This window comes from Saccharothrix algeriensis (assembly GCF_016907655.1).
GTDB classification, from domain to species: Bacteria; Actinomycetota; Actinomycetes; order Mycobacteriales; family Pseudonocardiaceae; genus Actinosynnema; species Actinosynnema algeriense.
Map to the genome: position 1 here is coordinate 1,311,667 of NZ_JAFBCL010000001.1, position 17,608 is coordinate 1,329,274.

Here is a 17,608-nt window from a genome sequence, read left to right on the forward strand (position 1 = left end):
GGCTCCTTCGACACCGGACCCGCTGGGCGCACCGGGCGACCGCCTCGGCGGCCCGGGCCGCGTCGGGCCGGGCCGCCGGGCGCGGCGGGGGCCGTCACAGGCGCGGGTCCACGGGTTCGGACTCCAAGGCCAGGACGGCGAACACGCACTCGTGCACGCGCCACAGCGGCTCGCCGCGGGCGGCCCGTTCCAGCGCCTCCAGGCCGAGCGCGTACTCGCGCAGCGCGAGGGAGCGCTTCGCGCCCAGCGACCGGCGGCGCAGCCGGGCCAGGTTCTCCGGCTCGGTGTAGTCCGGGCCGTAGACGATGCGCAGGTACTGCCTGCCGCGCACCTTGAGGCCCGGCTGCACCAGCCCCCGCTCCCCCCGGGTCAGGTTGGCCAGCGGCTTGACGACCACGCCCTCGCCGCCGGCCGCCGTCAGCTCCTCCCACCAGCGGATGCCGGCGGCCACCTGCTCGTCGTCGGCCGTGTCCACCACCAGGCGCCTGGTGGCGAGGAAGTGCTCCCCCTCCAGCGCGGACAGGACGTCGAGGTGCCAGAGGTGGTCGCGGTCGTGGAAGGTCCGCCCGCGCGCCGCCAGGAGCTGGAACGGGGCCAGGCGCACGCCGGTCAGGCCGTCGGTCGGCCGGCAGTGCCGCCGGTAGGCTTCCCGGTAGTCGATCGCGTTGGCCAGGCGGGACGCGGTGCGCGCCGACAGCTGCGCCACGTCCAGGCCCCGGTCGCGGGCCGCCGCCAGCAGCGGCCCGGCCGAGCCGAGGGCCGCCACCGCCGCCGCGCCGACCGACGCGTACTGCTCCCGGATGAGGCCCGCGGCCTTCGCGTTCCACGGCAGCAGCTCGGTGTCCAGCAGCAGCCAGTCGGTCTCGAAGCGCTCCCACAGCCCGGCCGCGGTCACCGACTCCCGCACCACCGCCAGCAGCTCGTCCGCCACCGGGCCGGTGAAGAACGGCCGCCCGGTGCGGGTGTGGATCGTCCCGGAGTCCCGGCGCACCGACACCACGGCGCGCGAGCCCATGTGCTTCTCCTCGCAGATCACCTGCCGCACACCGGCTTCGCGGTACTCGGCGAAGGCGTCCTCCGGGTGCTCCAGCACGTCCGGCCGCCGCGAGGTCGCCACCGGGGCCATCGTCGGCGGCAGGTACAGCAGCTCGCGCGGGTCGACCGCGAAGCGGCTCATCACCTCCAGGGCCGAGGCCGCCTGCTCCGGGCGCACGGTGATCCGGCCGCGGTGGGCGGTCTCGATCGCGCGGCGGCCCGTGACGTCGGCCAGGGCGGGCACGTCCGGCGGGCGCTCCGGGGAGGCCGGGGCCAGGGGGCGCACCGGCTCGTACCAGACCTCGCGCGCCGGCACGGACACCACCTCGCGCTCCGGGTAGCGCAGCGCGGTCAGCTTGCCGCCGAACACCACGCCGGTGTCCAGGCACATGGTGTTGTTGACCCACTCGGCTTCCGGGGTCGGCGTGTGTCCGTAGAGGACGGTCGCCCTGCCGCGGTACTCGTCCGCCCACGGGTAGCGCACCGGCAGGCCGTACTCGTCGGTCTCGCCGGTGGTGTCGCCGTACAGGGCGAAGCTGCGCACGCGCCCGGAGGCGCGGCCGTGGAAGCGCTCCGGCAGGCCGGCGTGCGCCAGCACCAGATCACCGCCGTCGAGCACGTAGTGCGCGATCAGGCCGTCGCAGAACTCCTCCACGCGCTCGCGGAACTCCGCCGGTTCCCCGGCCAGCTGCTCCAGCGACTCGGCCAGGCCGTTCTTGAGCTGGACGTTGCGCCCGCGCAGCGCGCGCACGAGCTTCTGCTCGTGGTTGCCGCACACCGCGAACGCGTGCCCGGCCTCGACCATGCCCATCACCAGCCGCAGCACACCGGGCGTGTCCGGGCCGCGGTCGACCAGGTCGCCGACGAACGCCGCCCGCCGCCCGGCGGGCGGCACCGCGTCCACCGCGCGGCCCTCCCCGTCCCGCACCAGGTCGTAGCCCAGGGTCAGCAGCAGGTCCTCCAGCTCGGCGCGGCAGCCGTGCACGTCGCCGATGACGTCGAACGGCCCGGCCTCGTGCCGCAGGTCGTTGAGCAGCTTCTCGCGCACGACCACCGCACTGTCCACTTCGGACTGCTCGCGCAGCACGTGCACGCGCCTGAAGCCCTCCTTGCCGAGGAACTTCAGCGACTTGCGCAGCGCCGCCCGCTGCCTGCGCACCACGTGCGGCCCGAAGTCGCGGTCGGGGCGGGAGGCGTTGCGCGCCAGGCACACCTCCTCCGGGGTGTCCAGCACGATCGCCACCGGCAGCACGTCGTGCGCACGCGCCAGCTCCACCAGGTGGGCGCGGTCGGACCGCTGCACGCTGGTCGCGTCGACCACCGTCGTGCGGCCCGCGCCCAGCCTCTTGCCCGCCACGAAGTGCAGGGCCTCGAACGCCGCGCCGGAGGCCGACTGGTCGTTCTCGTCGTCGGCGACCATGCCGCGGAAGTAGTCGCTGGACAGGACCTGCGTCGGCGCGAAGTGCCTGCGCGCGAACGTGGACTTGCCCGAGCCGGACGCGCCGACCAGCACGACCAGGCACAGGTCCGGGATCCTCAGTTCCATCAGTCGTCCCCCAGGGTGAAAACCGCGAGCTGGGTCGGCGCGCCGCGCACGGCGTCCTCCGGCCCGACCGGCAGGTGCCGCGCGGTGTAGCCGCGCCGCGCGCAGACGCCGTCCGCCCACGCGCGGAACTCGGCCCGGGTCCACTCGAAGCGGTGGTCGGCGTGCCGGAACCGCCCGACCGGCAACGTCTCGAACAGCGCGTTGTACTCGACGTTCGGCGTGGTGACCAGGACGGTGCGCGGCCGGGCCACGGCGAACACGGAGTGCTCCAGCGCGGGCAGCCGCGCCGGGTCCAGGTGCTCCACCACCTCCATCAGCACCGCCGCGTCGTAGCCGGCCAGCTCCGGGTCGGCGTAGGTCAGCGACGACTGGCGCAGCGTCACCCGCGCGCGCTGCCGCTCGGGCATCCGGTCCACGCGGAGCTTGCGCTCGGCGACCCGCAACGCCTGGACGGACACGTCCACACCGTGCACCTCGGTGAACTCCGGCTCTTCCAGCAGGGCGCGCAGCAGCGCGCCGCTCCCGCAGCCCAGGTCGAGCACCCGCCGCGCGCCGGCCTCCTTCAGCCGGGCCAGCACGGCCTCGCGGCGCTGCGCGGCCAGTGAGACGCGCGGCTCGACGAGCGCGTTGTCCAGCTCCTCCGGCTCGATCTCCTCCACCTCGGCGAGCCTGGACAGCGCCGACTGCACCAGCGGGCGGCGGCGCACGAGGTAGCGGGTGGTGATCAGCTCGCGGTCGGGGTGGCCGCCCAGCCAGCCTTCACCGGCTCGCAGCAGCTTGTCGACCTCGTCCTCGGACACGTAGTAGTGCTTGCTGCCGTCCAGCACGGGAAGCAGCACGTACAGGTGCTTGAGGGCGTCGGAAAGGGTGAGCTTTCCGGTGAGCGTGACGTCGGCGTAGCGGGAATCGGTGCTGCCGGAATCGGTGTCGTCGGGATCGGTGTCGCCGGGACTGGTTTCGTCGGGGTCAGGATCGGCGTACTCGTTCAAGGGGATCGGCGTGATGTGCGCGGTCCAGCCCAGTGGGGTGAAGAGGCGCTCCACCAGGTGGTGCGGCAGCACGGGGATCCGCACGGTCAACGGGATGGGCGTGGCGGCCAATTCCTCTCGACTGCCACTGCGGCCGTTCATGGCGGTGCGGAACACCGAGCCGAGCGCGACGGTGAACAACGAGCCGGCCACGTAGGGGCGGTCGTTGACGTACTGGGTGAGGGTGCCGCCAGGACCTCGCACCAACGCCACCGGATCGACTTCCAGCAGGAGCGCGACAGTGCACTCCTCCTCGTCCGCTCGTGGGTAGAACACGTGTGCGGCGCCGGAGGAAGTGGTGAACGACTGCGCCCGATCGGGATGCTTGTGCAGCAGGTGCCCGAGGTCGGTCGCGGGGCGATGAGTGGTCGTCAACGTCAGCAGCACTTGGGCAGTGTGGGGGATGCCGTGCCGCGGGCGCGCCTGATTAACGCCGGCGCAGGAGGCGGACGGTGGCAGCTGCACACTCTTGGCGTAGCGCACGCACCAGTGCCGCACCTTCTGCGCCTTGCCCGCGGGAGCGCCGCACCCAGCGCGCTTTCCCCACAGGAGTGCCGCACCTAGTGCGCTTCCCTATAGGAGCGCCGCACCTAGTGCGCATACCGGTTGCCTCGTGTTCTCCTCCCCGTACGGCCTGGGCGCAGCCCAATCAGATTCGTCCGGGGGTGTCAAGCACGCTTCACCGCTTGACACCCCCGGACGAATCTGATTGCCTTCGGCAGGCCGTACGGGGAGGAGAACACGACCGCTCTTTCTTTTCCTCCTCCTTGGGGGCCTCTCGGCCGCTCTTCATACCAAGATCGCGCACCGATCCAGGTAATAATTGGTGCCGTACCGCCCGAGGCTGAAAAACAAAAAGAGTCCTCGCCGGACAGGCAGGCCGCCAAGGAGAAGGAAAAGAAACAGCGGTCGTGTTCCCCCCGCATGGCCTGTCTAAAGACGACCATGCTTTTCCGGGGGGTGCAAGCGAAAAGCGTGCTTGCACCCCCCGGAAAAGCATGGTAGCCCTCCGGGCAGGCCATACGGGGAGAACACGAAGAGACCGGTCTGCACGGGGCGTGCGGACCGAAAAGCTTCAAGCCGTCGGTGGTATCGGGTGTTGGCGTTTGTCCACAGTGGACTTACTGTCGGAGGAAGACGTGTGCTGCCCAGGGTTGCAGGGTGATGTGGTCGTCCTTCGTGTGCACTGACTCGACGTTGGACAGCACGAGGTCCGTTGGGGACCAGTCGCCCTCCACGGTGGCGATGCGCTCCTGACCGCTGAGGTTCGCCACCACCAGCAGCCGAGTGCCCTCCAGGGTCCGTTGGTAGGCATACACGTGCGGGTCGTCGGGCAGCAGCATCCGGAAGTCGCCCAGAGCCACCACGGGATGCGTGTGGCGCAGCTCGATCAGTTGTCGGTAGTGGTGGAAGACCGACTCGGGGTCGTCGTACTGGGCCTGCGCGTTCAGCCAGGTGTGGTTGGGGTTCACCGGCATCCACGGGGTGCCGGTGGTGAAGCCGGCGGCGTGGGAGGCGTCCCACTGGACCGGTGTCCGGGCGTTGTCGCGGCCCATCGCGCGCAGGCCGCGCAGCACCGCCTCGGGTTCGGCGCCCGCCGCCACCGCCTGTCGGTAGTGGTTGAGCGATTCCACGTCGTGCATGTCCTCGATGCTCGCGAAGGGAGCGTTGGTCATGCCCAGTTCCTCGCCCTGGTACACGTAAGGCGTTCCGCGGTGCAGGTGCAGCACCGTCGCCAGCGCGGTCGCGGACTCGCGCCAGTGCTCACCGTCGTCGCCGAACCGCGACACCACGCGCGGTTGGTCGTGGTTGTTCCAGTACAGGCTGTTCCAACCGGTGTCGGCCAGCGCGGTCTGCCAGTGGCCCAGGGACGCCTTGAGGTCGCGCAGGCCCAACGGCTTCGGGTCGAACTTGCCGCCGGGGCCGTGGTCCAGCGACACGTGCTCGAACTGGAAGACCATGTCCAGTTCGCGGCGCGCGGGATCGGTGAACAGCCTGGCCTGCTCCCACGTGACGCCGGGCATCTCGCCGACGGTCAGGAGGCCGCCCCCGCGGCCCTCGAACACCTCGCGGTGCATCTCCTGCAGGAACTCGTGGATGCGCGGGCCCGTGCCGTAGTGCGGGAAGCCGTCGCCGAGCGCGCCGCGGCCGGTCGGCGCGCCGTCGGGCAACGCCGGGTCCTTGGAGATGAGGTTGATGACGTCCATCCGGAAGCCGTCGACGCCGCGGTCCAGCCACCACCGCATCATGGCGTGCACCGCCTGCCGCACCTCGGGGTTCTCCCAGTTCAGGTCGGGCTGCTTGCGGTCGAACAGGTGCAGGTAGTACTCGCCGGTGGCCTCGTCCAGGGTCCAGGCGGGGCCGGAGAAGAACGACTCCCAGTTGGTCGGCTCCGCGCCCGGCTCGCCGGGCCCGAAGCCGTCGCGCGCCGGGCGCCACCAGTACCAGTCCCGCTTGGGGTTGTCCCGGGAGGAGCGGGACTCCGCGAACCACGGGTGCTCGTCGGAGGTGTGGTTGACCACCAGGTCCATGACCAGCTTCATGCCGCGCGCGTGCACCTCGGCGAGCAGCCGGTCGAAGTCCTCCAGCGTCCCGAACACCGGGTCGACGGCCTGGTAGTCGGAGATGTCGTAGCCGTTGTCGGCCTGGGGCGAGGCGTACACCGGGGACAACCAGACGACGTCCACGCCGAGCCGCGCCAGGTGGTCGAGCCGGGCGGTGATCCCGCCGAGGTCGCCGATCCCGTCGCCGTCGGAGTCGGCGAAGCTGCGCGGGTACACCTGGTAGACGACGGCGGAGGTCCACCACGGAGCCTCGGTCACGCTCGCGACCTCCCATGTCCGGTCCGGTGCGGCGCCCATCGGCCACCGGACGGCCACCGGGCCCACCCCGCGCACGGCGCCGCGTCCGGTCACAGGAAGCCGGTGTCCGGGAAAAGGACACCGGCGACTCCGAAGAGACCTGCCCGTTGCGCCACCTGTCGCAGTGGACCCGCTTCCACCCACTCGGGTTACCGTTTTCCGGACCACACAACCCTACGTACGGGTCTGGTCATCCTCGGCTACGCATGGTTGCTTGAGAGCGGGAGCCTTCCCTGTCAACCGGCTCCCGGCTGTTCCCTGCTCAAAGGAGATCACCATGCTCGTGCGAAAGGCCGCGCGTGCTGCCGCACTGGCCCTGGGTCTGCTGCTGCCGCTGGTGGCGGTCGGTGCGCCCACCGCGTCGGCGACGGCGGACACGAAGGCGCTGGTGCGCACGCTGTACTACGACACCAGCCAGGCCCAGGAGTTCGTGGCGGACTGGGACAAGGCCGCGGAGAACTGGAACAAGTCCGTGGTCAACGTCAAGCTGGCCAAGAAGGGCCCCGGCACGCCGACCAACATCCGGATCTACGCGGACAACGGCTGGCCCCGCGCCATCACGACGTCCCTGGGCAACGGAACCGTCTACATGGGCCGCCAGGCCGTCCAGCAGGGCCACTACCGGCCCCGCATCACCACCCACGAGATCGGCCACATCCTCGGTCTGCCCGACCGCCGGACCGGCCTGTGCACGGACCTGATGTCGGGCTCCAGCGCCCCGGCGTCGTGCAAGAACGACCTGCCGAACGCGGCGGAGCGGGCCGAGGTCGACCGCAAGTTCCGCGGTGCGCTGGCCACGGCCGACGTCCGCGCGGCGAGCTACGCGAGCGAAGAGTGCTTCGTGTACTGAGCCCGTGACGCTCCCGCGGGGCGGCGACCGGCCGCCCCGCGGGAGCACCGGCCGCCCTGCGGGCGCACCCCTCGTGACCTGCCGCTACGTTCTCCGGCATGACGACCGCCGCCGACCACGACACCCCGTGCCCGCACGGTCACGCGGACGACCCGGCGTGGAGCGGGTGGCAGCGGCCCGGCCCCTCCCCCGCGCGGCGGCGGCAGGACGTCGGGCTCGCGCTCGCCGTCGCGGCGGGCGCGCTGGTGATGACCGTCCTGGTCAACAGCATGGGCGCGGGCGTGGGCGCCGACGCGCCCCACCTGGCCGAGCAGCTGCTGTGGAGCGTGGCGGTGCCGCTGCCGCTGGTGGTGCGGCGCAGCTTCCCGCTCGCCGTCCCGGTCGTGGTGGGCGCGCTGTTCATCGCCGCCCAGGCGCGGCAGGTCGGCGACAACCTGGTGCCGTCGATCTCGCTGTTCGTCGCGCTCTACACCGCCGGCGCGTGGGGGCGCGACCGGACCGCCGCGCGGCGCGTGCGGGTCGCCGTGGTCGTGGTCATGTTCTGCTGGCTGGGCTACGGGCTCGTGCGGTTCCTGGTGCGGCCCGCGCCGCCGTTCGAGGGCGCCGCCGGCCCGCTCGACCCGATGCTCGCGTCGGTGCTCTACGGGATCGCGTTCAACCTCGTGTTCTTCCTGTCCGCGTACTTCTTCGGCGACATGGCCTGGCTGTCGGCGCGCCGGCAGGCCGAGCTGGAGCACCGGGCCGAGCAGCTGCGGCGCTCGCAGGAGCAGAACACGCGCGGCGCGATCGTCGCCGAACGGGTGCGCATCGCCCGGGACCTGCACGACGTGGTGGCGCACCACGTGTCGGTGATGGGCGTGCAGGCGGGCGCGGCGCGGCGGGTGCTGGACCGCGACCCCGCCCTGGCGCGGGACGCGCTGCGGACCGTCGAGGGCACCGCGCGGACCGCGATCGGCGAGCTGCGCGGGCTGCTGGGCGTGCTGCGCGCCGAACCCGCCGACGAGGTCCCCGACGCGGCGGGCGGCGAGACGTCGTCGCCGGGGCTGGACCAGCTGCCCGCGCTCGCGTCCGCGGCGCGGTCCGCGGGGCTCGACGTGGAGCACGGCGTGTACGGCGAGCCTCGGCCGGTGCCCGAGGGGGTGGCCCTGTCGGTGTACCGGGTGGTGCAGGAGTCGCTGACCAACGTGGTCAAGCACGCGGGCGCGCGCAAGGCGGACGTCCGGGTGCGGTTCCTGGAGTCCTCGGTGGAGGTCGAGGTCGCCGACGACGGGCGCGGCGCGGCCGCCGGGGACCGGGGCGGCGGGCTCGGCCTGCTGGGCATGCGGGAGCGGGTCGCGGTCCACGGCGGCGAGCTGGAGGCCGGGCCCCGCCGGGACGGCGGTTACCTGGTCCGCGCGAGGTTCCCGGCGTGAGCGCGCTGCGCGTGGTGCTGGCCGACGACCAGGACCTGGTGCGGGCGGGCTTCCGGGTCATCCTCGGCACCGAGGACGACATCGCGGTGGTCGGCGAGGCGCGGGACGGCCTGGAGGCCGTGTCGGTCGTCGAGCGGCTCCGGCCCGACGTGGTGCTGATGGACGTCCGGATGCCCGGGGTGGACGGGTTGGAGGCCACCCGGCGCATCCTCGGGCCGGCGGGGGCGGACAACCCGATCAAGGTCGTGATCCTGACCACCTTCGACCGCGAGGACTACCTGTTCGAGGCGTTGCGGGCGGGGGCGAGCGGCTTCCTGCTCAAGAACTCCTCGCCGGAGGACCTGGTCGAGTCGGTGCGGGTCGTGGCGCGCGGGGACGCCCTGCTGTCCCCGGAGGTCACCCGCCGCGTCATCGCCCGCTTCGGCACGCCCTCGCCGGCGGCCGGCTCCCACCGTCCGCCGCAGCTGACCGACCGGGAGTTCGAGGTCCTGGTGCACCTGGCGCGGGGCGCCAGCAACGCCGAGATCGCCACGGCGCTCCACCTGGGCGAGACCACGGTGAAGACCCACGTGTCGCGCATCCTGGCGAAGCTGGACCTGCGGGACCGGACGCACGCCGTGGTCTACGCCTACGAGCAGGGGATCGTCGCGCCCGGCCGGAGCTGACCGGCGCGCCCCGGAGGCGGGGGTCCTCCGCCAGGAGGACCCCGGCGGTCGGTCGCGCGCGGGACGCGCCGAGGTGCGCGCGGCGCATAGCCTCGCGGCCATGTTGACAGTGACGTCGATCGGCCGGAGCTTCGGCGACCACCGGGTTCTCGACGGGGTGTCGTTCGAGGTCCGGCCCGGCCGGATGACGGGGTTCCTGGGGGCCAACGGTTCGGGCAAGACCACCACCATGCGCATCGTCCTGGGGGTGCTCGCCGCCCACAGCGGCACGGTGACCTGGCAGGGCCGGCCGGTGGACCAGGCAGTGCGGCAGCGGTTCGGCTACATGCCCGAGGAGCGCGGGCTGTACCCGAAGACGGGCGTGGCCGAGCAGATCAGCTGGCTGGGACAGCTGCACGGGCTCGACCAGGCCACCGCCCGGCGCAACACCGAGCGGCTGCTCGACCAGCTCGAACTGGGCCACCGCGCGAAGGACCGGCTGGAGGAGCTGTCCCTGGGCAACCAGCAGCGCGCGCAGATCGCCGCCGCGCTGGTGCACGACCCCGTGCTGCTCATCCTGGACGAGCCGTTCTCCGGCCTGGACCCGATCGCCGTGGAGACCGTGCTGGGCGTGCTGCGGGAACGGGCCGCGGCGGGGGTCCCGGTGCTGTTCTCCAGCCACCAGCTGTCGGTCGTGGAACGCCTGTGCGACGACGTGGTCATCATCTCCGGCGGCCGGATCACCGCCGCCGGCGCGCGGGACGAGCTGCGGGCCCGGTACGGCACCACGCGGTTCGAGCTGGTCGTCGGCTCCGACGCGGGGTGGGTGCGCGACGTGCCCGGCGTCCGGGTGGTCGACGGGGACGGCGCCCGGGTGGTGTTCGAGCTCGACGGCCGACCCGACGCCGAGCAGGAGGTGCTCGCCGCCGCGCTGGGCCGGGGACCGGTCCGCAGCTTCACCCCCGTCGTGCCGACGCTCGACGAGATCTTCATGGAGGCGATCTGATGCCCACCGGGAGCAGCACGCGCGGCTTCGTCGCCGCCACCCGCCTGATCGCCGAGCGCGAGGTGAAGACCTTCCTGCGTGCCAAGGGTTTCTGGATCGGGCTGGCGGTGGTCGTGGTCGGCCTGTTCGCGATGTCGATCCTGCCCACCGCGCTCGGCGGCGGCACGACGAAGGTCGCCGCGGTCGGCGCCGAGGCCGCGAAGGTGCTGGCGGGCACGGACCTGGAGGTCCGCGAGGCGCCCGACGTGGCCGCCGCCCGGGACCTCGTCCGCGCGGAGGAGGTCGAGGCGGCCGTCGTGCCGGACACCGGCGGCGAGTCCGCCACCGGTGTGCGGGTGGTGGCGCTGGCCGACCCGCCGACCGACGTCGTGGCGGCCCTGCGCACCGCGCCGCCGGTGGACCTGCTGGACCCGTCCGAGGTCGGCCAGGGGCAGCGACAACTGGTGATCATGGTGTTCGCGCTGGTGTTCCTCGTGTTCGGCATGGGCGGCACGGCCATCGCGCAGAGCACGGTGACCGAGAAGCAGACCCGGATCGTGGAGATCCTGGTGTCGACGGTGCCGGTGCGGGCGCTGCTGGCGGGCAAGATCGCGGGGCACGTGCTGCTGACCATCGGGCAGGTGCTGGTGATCGCGGTGGCCGCGCCGCTGGCGCTGCGGCTGGGCGGCCACTCGGACCTGCTGGCGCTGGTGGCGCCCGCGCTGGGCTGGTTCGTGCCGTTCCTCGTCCTGGGCTTCGTGCTGCTGGCGGCGATGTGGGCGGTCGCCGGGTCGCTGGTCAGCCGCCAGGAGGACCTGGGGTCGAGCATGGGCCTGGTCGTGATGCTGGTGCTGGGGCCGTACTTCGGCGTGATGTTCTTCGCCGACAACGAGCCCGTGCTCACCGTGATGTCGTTCGTGCCGTTCTCGTCGGCCATCGCGATGCCCGTGCGCCTGTTCGCCGGGCAGGCGGCGGCGTGGGAGGTGCTGGTGTCGATGGGCCTGCTGGCCGGCACGGCGGTCCTGGTCGTGCTGCTGGCCAGTCGGCTGTACTCCGGGTCGCTGCTGCACACCGGCGGCAAGCTCGGCCTGGCGAAGGCGTGGCAGCGCCAGGAGTGACCGCCCCGGGAAGTGGCCGCCCCGGGGGTGACGACCCCGGGGCGGCGGCAGTGCCCGCCGGCGAGCCGTTGCGCCGCAACCGGATTCCCCGCGACCGGCGCCTATACTGCGCACCACCGATCTTGTGGGGGCGTGCGGTGGCGGTGGGCAGTGACGAGTTCTTCCGGGTCCTGGACGGGCTGGCCGGCGTGGAGCGCGTGCCGGGCGACCGGCACAGCTCGTTCAGCGTGGGCGGCAAGCGGTTCGGCTACCACTGGCCGCGCACCGGCACGGTCGGCCTGAAGCAGACGCTGTCGGAGCAGCGCGCGCTGGTGGCCGAGCGGCCGGAGGTGTTCGAGGAGCAGTTCACCGCCGGCGGGTTCGGCTGGGTCGTGGTCCACCTGGCCGGCGTCGACGCCGACGAGCTGGCCGAGCTGGTCTTCGAGGCGTGGCGGCTGACCGCGCCGGCCGAGCTGGTCGCCGCGGCGCCCGACCCGGCCGCCCGCCCCTGCTGAAGCTGTGGCCGGCGCGATCCGGCAGTAGCGTTTGTGACCACTCGTTCGGCTGATGCGGGGTGGTTGTGGACGGCTACGGATTCACCGTCGCGCTGGTCGTGGTGCTGGTGCTGCTCAACGCGGTGTTCGCGGGCAGCGAGATGGCGCTGATCTCCCTGCGCGAGGGGCAGTTGCGGGCGCTGGAGCGCGACGGCCGGGCGGGCGCGCGCACCCTGGTGAAGCTGGCCCGGGACCCGAACCGGTTCCTGGCCACCATCCAGATCGGGATCACCCTGGCCGGGTTCCTGGCCTCGGCGACGGCCGCGGTGTCGCTGGCCGCGCCGCTGGTGCCGCTGCTGTCGTTCCTGGGCGGCGCGGCCGACGCGGTGGCGGTGGCGCTGGTGACGGTCGTGCTGACGTTCCTGACGCTGGTGTTCGGCGAGCTGGCGCCCAAGCGGCTGGCGATGCAGAACGCGCTGCGGTGGGCGCTGCTGGTGGCCCGGCCGCTGGACGTGCTCTCGACGATCTCCCGCCCGGCGGTGTGGGCGCTGAGCGCCTCCACCAACCTGGTGGTGCGGCTGCTGGGCGGCCGGGCCGAGGTGGACCCCGACCAGCTCTCGCCGGAGGAGCTGCGGGAGCTGGTCTCCGCCCAGCGCGGCCTCAACCCCGAGCAGCGGATGATCATCACCGGCGCGCTGGAGATCCACGAGCGCCGGCTGCGCGAGGTGCTGGTGCCGCGCCGGTCCGTGGTCACGCTGGCCGCGGAGCTGGGCGTGGCGGCGGCGCGCGCCGAGCTGGCCGCCTCCGGCCACTCCCGCGCGCCGGTGGCCCGCGGCGGGCACCTGGACGACCTGGTCGGCGTGGTGCACCTGCGCGACCTGCTGGGCGACGACGTGCCGCTGGCACGGGTGGCGCGGCCCGCGCTGGTGGTCCCGGACTCGGTGCGGGTCTCCGACGCGCTGCGCCGGTTCAAGGCCGAGCGCGAGCAGCTGGCGCTGGTGGTCGACGAGCACGGCTCGGTGGCGGGCATGGTCACGCTGGAGGACCTGCTGGAGGAGGTCGTCGGCGAGATCTACGACGAGACCGACCGGGACGTGATGGCGGTCCGCAACGCCCAGGACGGCTCGCTGGTGCTGCCCGGCACGTTCCCCGTGCACGACCTGGTCGACGTCGGGGTGGAGCTGCCGGACGCGCCCGAGGGCGACTACGCCACCATCGCCGGCCTGGTGCTGGTGCTGCTGGGCCACATCCCGGAGCGGCCGGGCGAGCGGGTGGCGGTGTCGGGCTGGACGGTCGAGGTCCGCCGCGTGGAGCACCACGCCATCACCGAGGTGCTGCTGCGGCGCGGGTCAGGGCAGGGGGAGGTCGGGCGGGATCTGCAGGGCGACGGTGATCAGGGAGTGGACGCGGGTGGCGACGGCGGCCAGTAAGCCGTGCACCTCGGGCGAGGCCGCCTCCGCCGCCGTCTGCAGGGTGCGCAGGTCCTCGTCGATGCGGTCCAGGATCGCGCCCACGTCGACCTGCGGGCCGCGCAGGGCCGACGCGATCTCCTCCAGCGGCACGCCCTGCACCTCCAGGCGCTGCACGAGGTGGATGCGGTCGACGTCGGCCGGGTGGTAGAGCCGGTAGTTGCCCGCCGTGCGCTTGGCGGGGCACAGCAGGCCCAGGGAGGTGTAGTAGTCGACGGTGCGGGGGCTGACCTGGGCGCGGGCGGCGAGTTCACCGATCTTGAGCAGGACGTCGGTCACCCTGGCCACACCTCCGCGTACTCACCGTCAACCGTACAGTGCCACGTGCTAGTGTGAAGTATGCCCGACAGCGCCGACACCGACGGCTGTAGTAGGAGGCCGGGCCCGACCCGGCTGATCATGGTCCTTCCGCTCGTGGCGGGTGCGCCGTGCTGATCCTCAGCGGCCTGCTCGCGATCGTGGCCCTCACCGCGGCCACGGGTTACTTCGTCGCCCAGGAGTTCGCCTACATGGCGGTCGACCGGGGGCGGCTGCGCCGGATGGCGGAGAACGGCGACAGGGCCGCCGCCCGCGCCCTGGACGTCACCCAGCGGCTGTCCTTCATGCTCTCCGGCGCCCAGTTCGGCATCACGGTCACCGCGCTGCTCGCGGGTTACGTGGCCGAACCGCTGCTGGGCACCGGCCTGGCCGACCTGCTCGGCGTGACCGGCCTGCCGCAGGCCGTCGCCGTGTCGCTGTCGATGGCGGTGGCGCTGGTGTTCGCCACGGTCGTGCAGATGGTGCTGGGCGAGCTGCTGCCGAAGAACTTCGCCATCGCCCGGCCCGAACCGCTGGCCAAGGCGCTGAGCGCGTCCACCCTGGGCTACCTCAAGGTCGCGGGCCCGGTGATCCGGCTGTTCGACGCGGCGGCCAACCGGCTGCTGCGCGCGGTGGGCATCGAGCCGGTGGAGGAGCTGCCGCAGGGCGCCACCCCGGAGGACCTGAGGCAGATCATCGGCGACGCGAGCAGCGAGGGCCACCTGGACCCGGAGCTGTCCGGCCTGCTGGAGCGCGGGCTGGGCTTCCGCGAGCTGGTCGCCGAGCAGGCGATGACGCCGCGCGTGGCCGTGCGGACCGTGCGCGCCGACGAGCCCGCCGCCCGCGTGGTCGACCTGCTGGACACCGGCCACTCCCGCTTCCCCGTGTTCGGCGAGGACCTGGACGACCTGCGCGGCGTCGTCGGCCTGGCCGAGGTGCTGACCGTGGCGCCCGAGCGCCGCGCGGGCACCCCGGTCGGCGACATCGCCTCGCCCGCCCTGGTGGTGCCCGCGACGCTGCCGCTGCCCGCCGTGCTGGAGCGGCTGCGCGCCGAGCGCCGGCAGCTCGCGTGCGTGGTGGACGAGTTCGGCGGCTTCGCCGGCGTCGTGTCGCTGGAGGACCTGGCCGAGGAGCTGGTCGGGGAGATCCGCGACGAGGACGACCCCGACGAGGACCGCATCGAGCCGCTGGGCGAGGGCGCCTGGCGGGTGCCCGGCCGGATGCGGGTGGACGAGGTCGCCGACACCACCGGCGTGGAGCTGCCGCCGCACGACAGCTACGACACCGTGTCGGGCCTGGTGCTGCACCGGCTCGGCCGCACCGCGCGGGTCGGCGACGAGGTCGGGCTCGACGGCGTGTCGGTGCGGGTCACCGCCGTGGCGCGCAACGTGCCCGCCAGCGTCGTGCTGGCCACCGCCGGGCGGGGTGAGGTCCGATGAGCACCGCCTGGTCGCTGTCGCTGTCGCTGGTGCTGCTGGTGGCCAACGCCTTCTTCGTCGCCGCCGAGTTCGCGCTGATCGCCGCCAAGCGGCACCGCCTGGAAGCCGACGCCGGCACCAGCCGCGCCGCCCGCGCGGCCGTGGCCGGGGTGCGCGAGCTGTCGCTGATGCTCGCGGGCGCGCAGCTCGGCATCACCCTGTGCACGCTGGGCCTGGGCGCGCTGGCCAAGCCGGCCGTCGCCGACCTGCTCGACCCGCTGCTGGCCGCCACCGGGCTGCCGGCCGGGGTGTCCTACGGGGTGGCGTTCGCGATCAGCCTGGTGCTGGTGGTGTTCCTGCACATGGTCGTGGGCGAGATGGCGCCCAAGTCGTGGGCGATCTCGCACCCGGAGCGCTCCGCGCGGCTGCTGGCGCTGCCGTTCCGGGCGTTCGCGCACTCGGTGCGCTGGGTGCTCAGCGGGCTCAACGGCGCGACCAACGCGCTGCTGCGGCTGATGAAGGTCCAGCCGCAGGACGAGCTGGCCCAGGCCCACCGCCCGGACGACCTGCGGATGCTGGTGCGCCAGTCCGCCGAGCACGGCCTGATCCCCGAGGGCCAGCAGCGGCTGCTCACGCGGATGCTGCAGGTGCAGAACACCACCGTGGCGCAGGTGATGGTGCCCGTCGACCGCACGCTGAGCGTGCCCGAGGACACCGGGGCGCGCGAGGTCGAGCGGCGCAGCCTGGAGTCGGGGCGCTCGCGCTTCCCGGTGACCGACGCGCGCGGCCGGTTCGTCGGCCTGGTGCACGTGCGCGACGCCGTCCGCGCCACCGCGGCCGGCGGCGAGCCGCCGGCCCGCGAGCTGATGGGCGAACCGCTGACGCTGCGGGCCGCCATGCCGGTCGCGCAGGCGGTCACCGCGATGCGCGCCGGGCGCGCGCAGCTCGCGCTGGTGGCCGAGGACGACCGCGTGGTGGGCATCGCCGCGCTCGAAGACCTCCTCGAGGAGCTGATCGGCGACTTCGAGGACGAGACAGACAAACCGCCCCACCCCAGCTGAAACCCCTCCCGGAGGAAGAAGCCTGATGTTCAAACGGATGCTGAGCGCCTTCGGCGTCGGCGGACCGTCCGTCGACACCGTCCTGGACACCCCGCACGCCACGCCCGGCCAGGTGATCACCGGTCAGGTCCGCATCCAGGGCGGCACCGCCGAGGCGCGCATCGACCGGGTCGTGCTGTCGCTGGTGACCCGCGTCGAGGTCGAGAGCGGCGACCACGAGTACGGCGGCGTGTCGGAGTTCCTGCGCGTCGAGGTCGCGCGGGACGTGCGGGTGGCGGCGGGGCAGCCGCTGGCCGTGCCGTTCCAGCTGCCGCTGCCGTGGGAGACCCCGATCACCGCCGTGGGCGGGCAGCCGCTGCCCGGCATGACCGTCGGCGTGCGCACCGAGCTGGTGATCTCCGGCGCGCCCGACAAGGGCGACCTGGACCCCGTCCTGGTCGGCCCGCTGCCCTCGCAGGACCGCGTGCTCGACGCGTTCGGGCAGCTGGGCTTCCAGTTCCGCAGCGCCGACGTGGAGGCCGGGCGCATCCACGGCGTGCACCAGGAACTGGGCTTCTACCAGGAGATCGAGTTCTTCCCGCCGGCGCAGTTCGCCGGCCGGGTCAACCAGGTCGAGCTGACCTTCGTCACCAGCCCGCACGAGCTGGTGGTGGTGCTGGAGGCCGACAAGCGCGGCGGGATGTTCTCCTCCGGCGGCGACGCGTTCGGCCGCTTCCACGCCTCGCACGAGGACGCGGTGCGCACCGACTGGGCCGCGGCCGTGGGCCAGTGGCTGGCGCAGGTGGCCGAGCGCGGCGGGCACTCGGCGTTCGGTCAGCCGGGCTACGGCCAGCCGGGCTACGGCCAGCCTGGGTACGGTCAGCCGGGCTACGGCTACCCGGAGCACGGGCACCACGGCCACCACGGGCACCACCGCGGTCCGGGCATGGGCGGCGTGGTCGCGGGCGCGGCGGCGGGTGTCGTCGGCGGCATGGTGCTCGGCGAGGTGCTGGACGACGCGTTCGAGGGCGGCGAGGAGGACATGGGCTTCGAGGAGTGAACCGGCCGCCGGCGGGGTATGTGCGACACACCTGAACCCCGAAGGAGTGAACGTGACCGTCACCGGAATCATCAGCGCGCTGATCGTCGGCCTGATCATCGGTCTGCTGGGCCGCCTCGTGGTGCCCGGCAAGCAGCGCATCCCGATCTGGCTGACAATACTGATCGGCGTCATCGCCGCCCTCATCGGCACGTTCCTCGCCAACGCCCTGGGCGTGGGCGACACCAACGGGATCGACTGGATCGAGGTGTTCATCCAGGTGGCCCTGGCGGCGGTCGGCGTCAGCCTCGCCGCCGGGATGTACGGCCGCAGGCGGGTCTGACACCCCACGGACCGGCGCGGCAGGCGGCTCCCCTCACCGCCTGCCGCGCT

The 17,608-nt window shown here is 73.2% G+C and carries 15 protein-coding genes; 11 read left to right on the forward strand and 4 right to left on the reverse strand.

Annotated features, from left to right (window positions below; genetic code table 11):
- Positions 1–94 precede the first annotated feature (94 nt).
- The 3 genes from JOE68_RS05550 to JOE68_RS05560 form a co-directional block, all read right to left on the reverse strand.
- Positions 95–2,581, reverse strand: a complete 2,487-nt coding sequence (locus JOE68_RS05550; protein ID WP_204841261.1) for a polynucleotide kinase-phosphatase — start codon at positions 2,579–2,581, stop codon at positions 95–97.
- On the reverse strand, positions 2,581–3,996 hold the full coding sequence (locus JOE68_RS05555) for a 3' terminal RNA ribose 2'-O-methyltransferase Hen1 (RefSeq protein ID WP_204841262.1): 1,416 nt from the start codon (positions 3,994–3,996) through the stop codon (positions 2,581–2,583). Before JOE68_RS05555 ends, JOE68_RS05550 begins: the two co-directional genes overlap by 1 nt.
- Positions 3,997–4,730: 734 nt before the next feature.
- Positions 4,731–6,431 (reverse strand): glycoside hydrolase family 13 protein, encoded by a 1,701-nt coding sequence (locus JOE68_RS05560; RefSeq protein ID WP_307819544.1) that lies wholly within the window; start codon positions 6,429–6,431, stop codon positions 4,731–4,733.
- 316 nt (positions 6,432–6,747) lie between these two features.
- On the opposite strand from JOE68_RS05560, the gene JOE68_RS05565 reads away from it, so the two are divergent.
- The 7 genes from JOE68_RS05565 to JOE68_RS05595 all read left to right on the forward strand — a co-directional run bounded on the left by JOE68_RS05565 (position 6,748) and on the right by JOE68_RS05595 (position 13,382).
- A complete protein-coding gene (locus tag JOE68_RS05565; protein WP_204841263.1) occupies positions 6,748–7,320 on the forward strand; it encodes a snapalysin family zinc-dependent metalloprotease in 573 nt (190 codons plus the stop codon).
- Between the two features lie 98 nt (positions 7,321–7,418).
- A complete protein-coding gene (locus tag JOE68_RS05570) occupies positions 7,419–8,732 on the forward strand; it encodes a sensor histidine kinase (protein ID WP_204841264.1) in 1,314 nt (437 codons plus the stop codon).
- Entirely contained in the window at positions 8,729–9,397 is a 669-nt protein-coding gene (locus tag JOE68_RS05575) for a response regulator (protein ID WP_204841265.1), read from the forward strand. The genes JOE68_RS05570 and JOE68_RS05575 overlap by 4 nt, the downstream gene beginning before the upstream one ends.
- A 100-nt stretch (positions 9,398–9,497) precedes the next feature.
- Positions 9,498–10,382, forward strand: coding sequence for an ABC transporter ATP-binding protein (locus JOE68_RS05580; protein ID WP_204841266.1), 885 nt, complete (start codon positions 9,498–9,500; stop codon positions 10,380–10,382).
- Positions 10,382–11,479 carry an ABC transporter permease gene (locus JOE68_RS05585; RefSeq protein WP_204841267.1) on the forward strand — a complete coding sequence of 366 codons (1,098 nt, stop codon included), beginning with the start codon at positions 10,382–10,384 and terminating at the stop codon, positions 11,477–11,479. The genes JOE68_RS05580 and JOE68_RS05585 overlap by 1 nt, the downstream gene beginning before the upstream one ends.
- 137 nt (positions 11,480–11,616) lie before the next feature.
- On the forward strand, positions 11,617–11,973 hold the full coding sequence (locus JOE68_RS05590; protein ID WP_204841268.1) for an MmcQ/YjbR family DNA-binding protein: 357 nt from the start codon (positions 11,617–11,619) through the stop codon (positions 11,971–11,973).
- A 65-nt stretch (positions 11,974–12,038) separates the two neighbouring features.
- The gene (locus JOE68_RS05595; RefSeq protein ID WP_204841269.1) at positions 12,039–13,382 is read left to right on the forward strand and encodes a hemolysin family protein; all 1,344 of its coding nucleotides are present in this window, start codon (positions 12,039–12,041) and stop codon (positions 13,380–13,382) included.
- Here the strand turns inward: JOE68_RS05595 and JOE68_RS05600 are convergent.
- Positions 13,302–13,700, reverse strand: a complete 399-nt coding sequence (locus JOE68_RS05600; protein ID WP_204841270.1) for a helix-turn-helix domain-containing protein — start codon at positions 13,698–13,700, stop codon at positions 13,302–13,304. The two genes, JOE68_RS05595 and JOE68_RS05600, sit on opposite strands and share 81 nt — an antisense overlap.
- Before the next feature lie 149 nt (positions 13,701–13,849).
- On the opposite strand from JOE68_RS05600, the gene JOE68_RS05605 reads away from it, so the two are divergent.
- From JOE68_RS05605 to JOE68_RS05620, 4 genes are read left to right on the forward strand one after another with little or no spacing between them, the layout of a single operon-like run.
- Positions 13,850–15,157, forward strand: a complete 1,308-nt coding sequence (locus tag JOE68_RS05605; RefSeq protein ID WP_204841271.1) for a hemolysin family protein — start codon at positions 13,850–13,852, stop codon at positions 15,155–15,157.
- Positions 15,154–16,197, forward strand: a complete 1,044-nt coding sequence (locus JOE68_RS05610) for a hemolysin family protein (RefSeq protein WP_204841272.1) — start codon at positions 15,154–15,156, stop codon at positions 16,195–16,197. Before JOE68_RS05605 ends, JOE68_RS05610 begins: the two co-directional genes overlap by 4 nt.
- 25 nt (positions 16,198–16,222) lie before the next feature.
- Positions 16,223–17,236 carry a sporulation protein gene (locus tag JOE68_RS05615; RefSeq protein WP_204841273.1) on the forward strand — a complete coding sequence of 338 codons (1,014 nt, stop codon included), beginning with the start codon at positions 16,223–16,225 and terminating at the stop codon, positions 17,234–17,236.
- 52 nt (positions 17,237–17,288) lie between these two features.
- Positions 17,289–17,558, forward strand: a complete 270-nt coding sequence (locus JOE68_RS05620; RefSeq protein WP_204841274.1) for a GlsB/YeaQ/YmgE family stress response membrane protein — start codon at positions 17,289–17,291, stop codon at positions 17,556–17,558.
- The last annotated feature ends 50 nt before the right edge of the window (positions 17,559–17,608 follow it).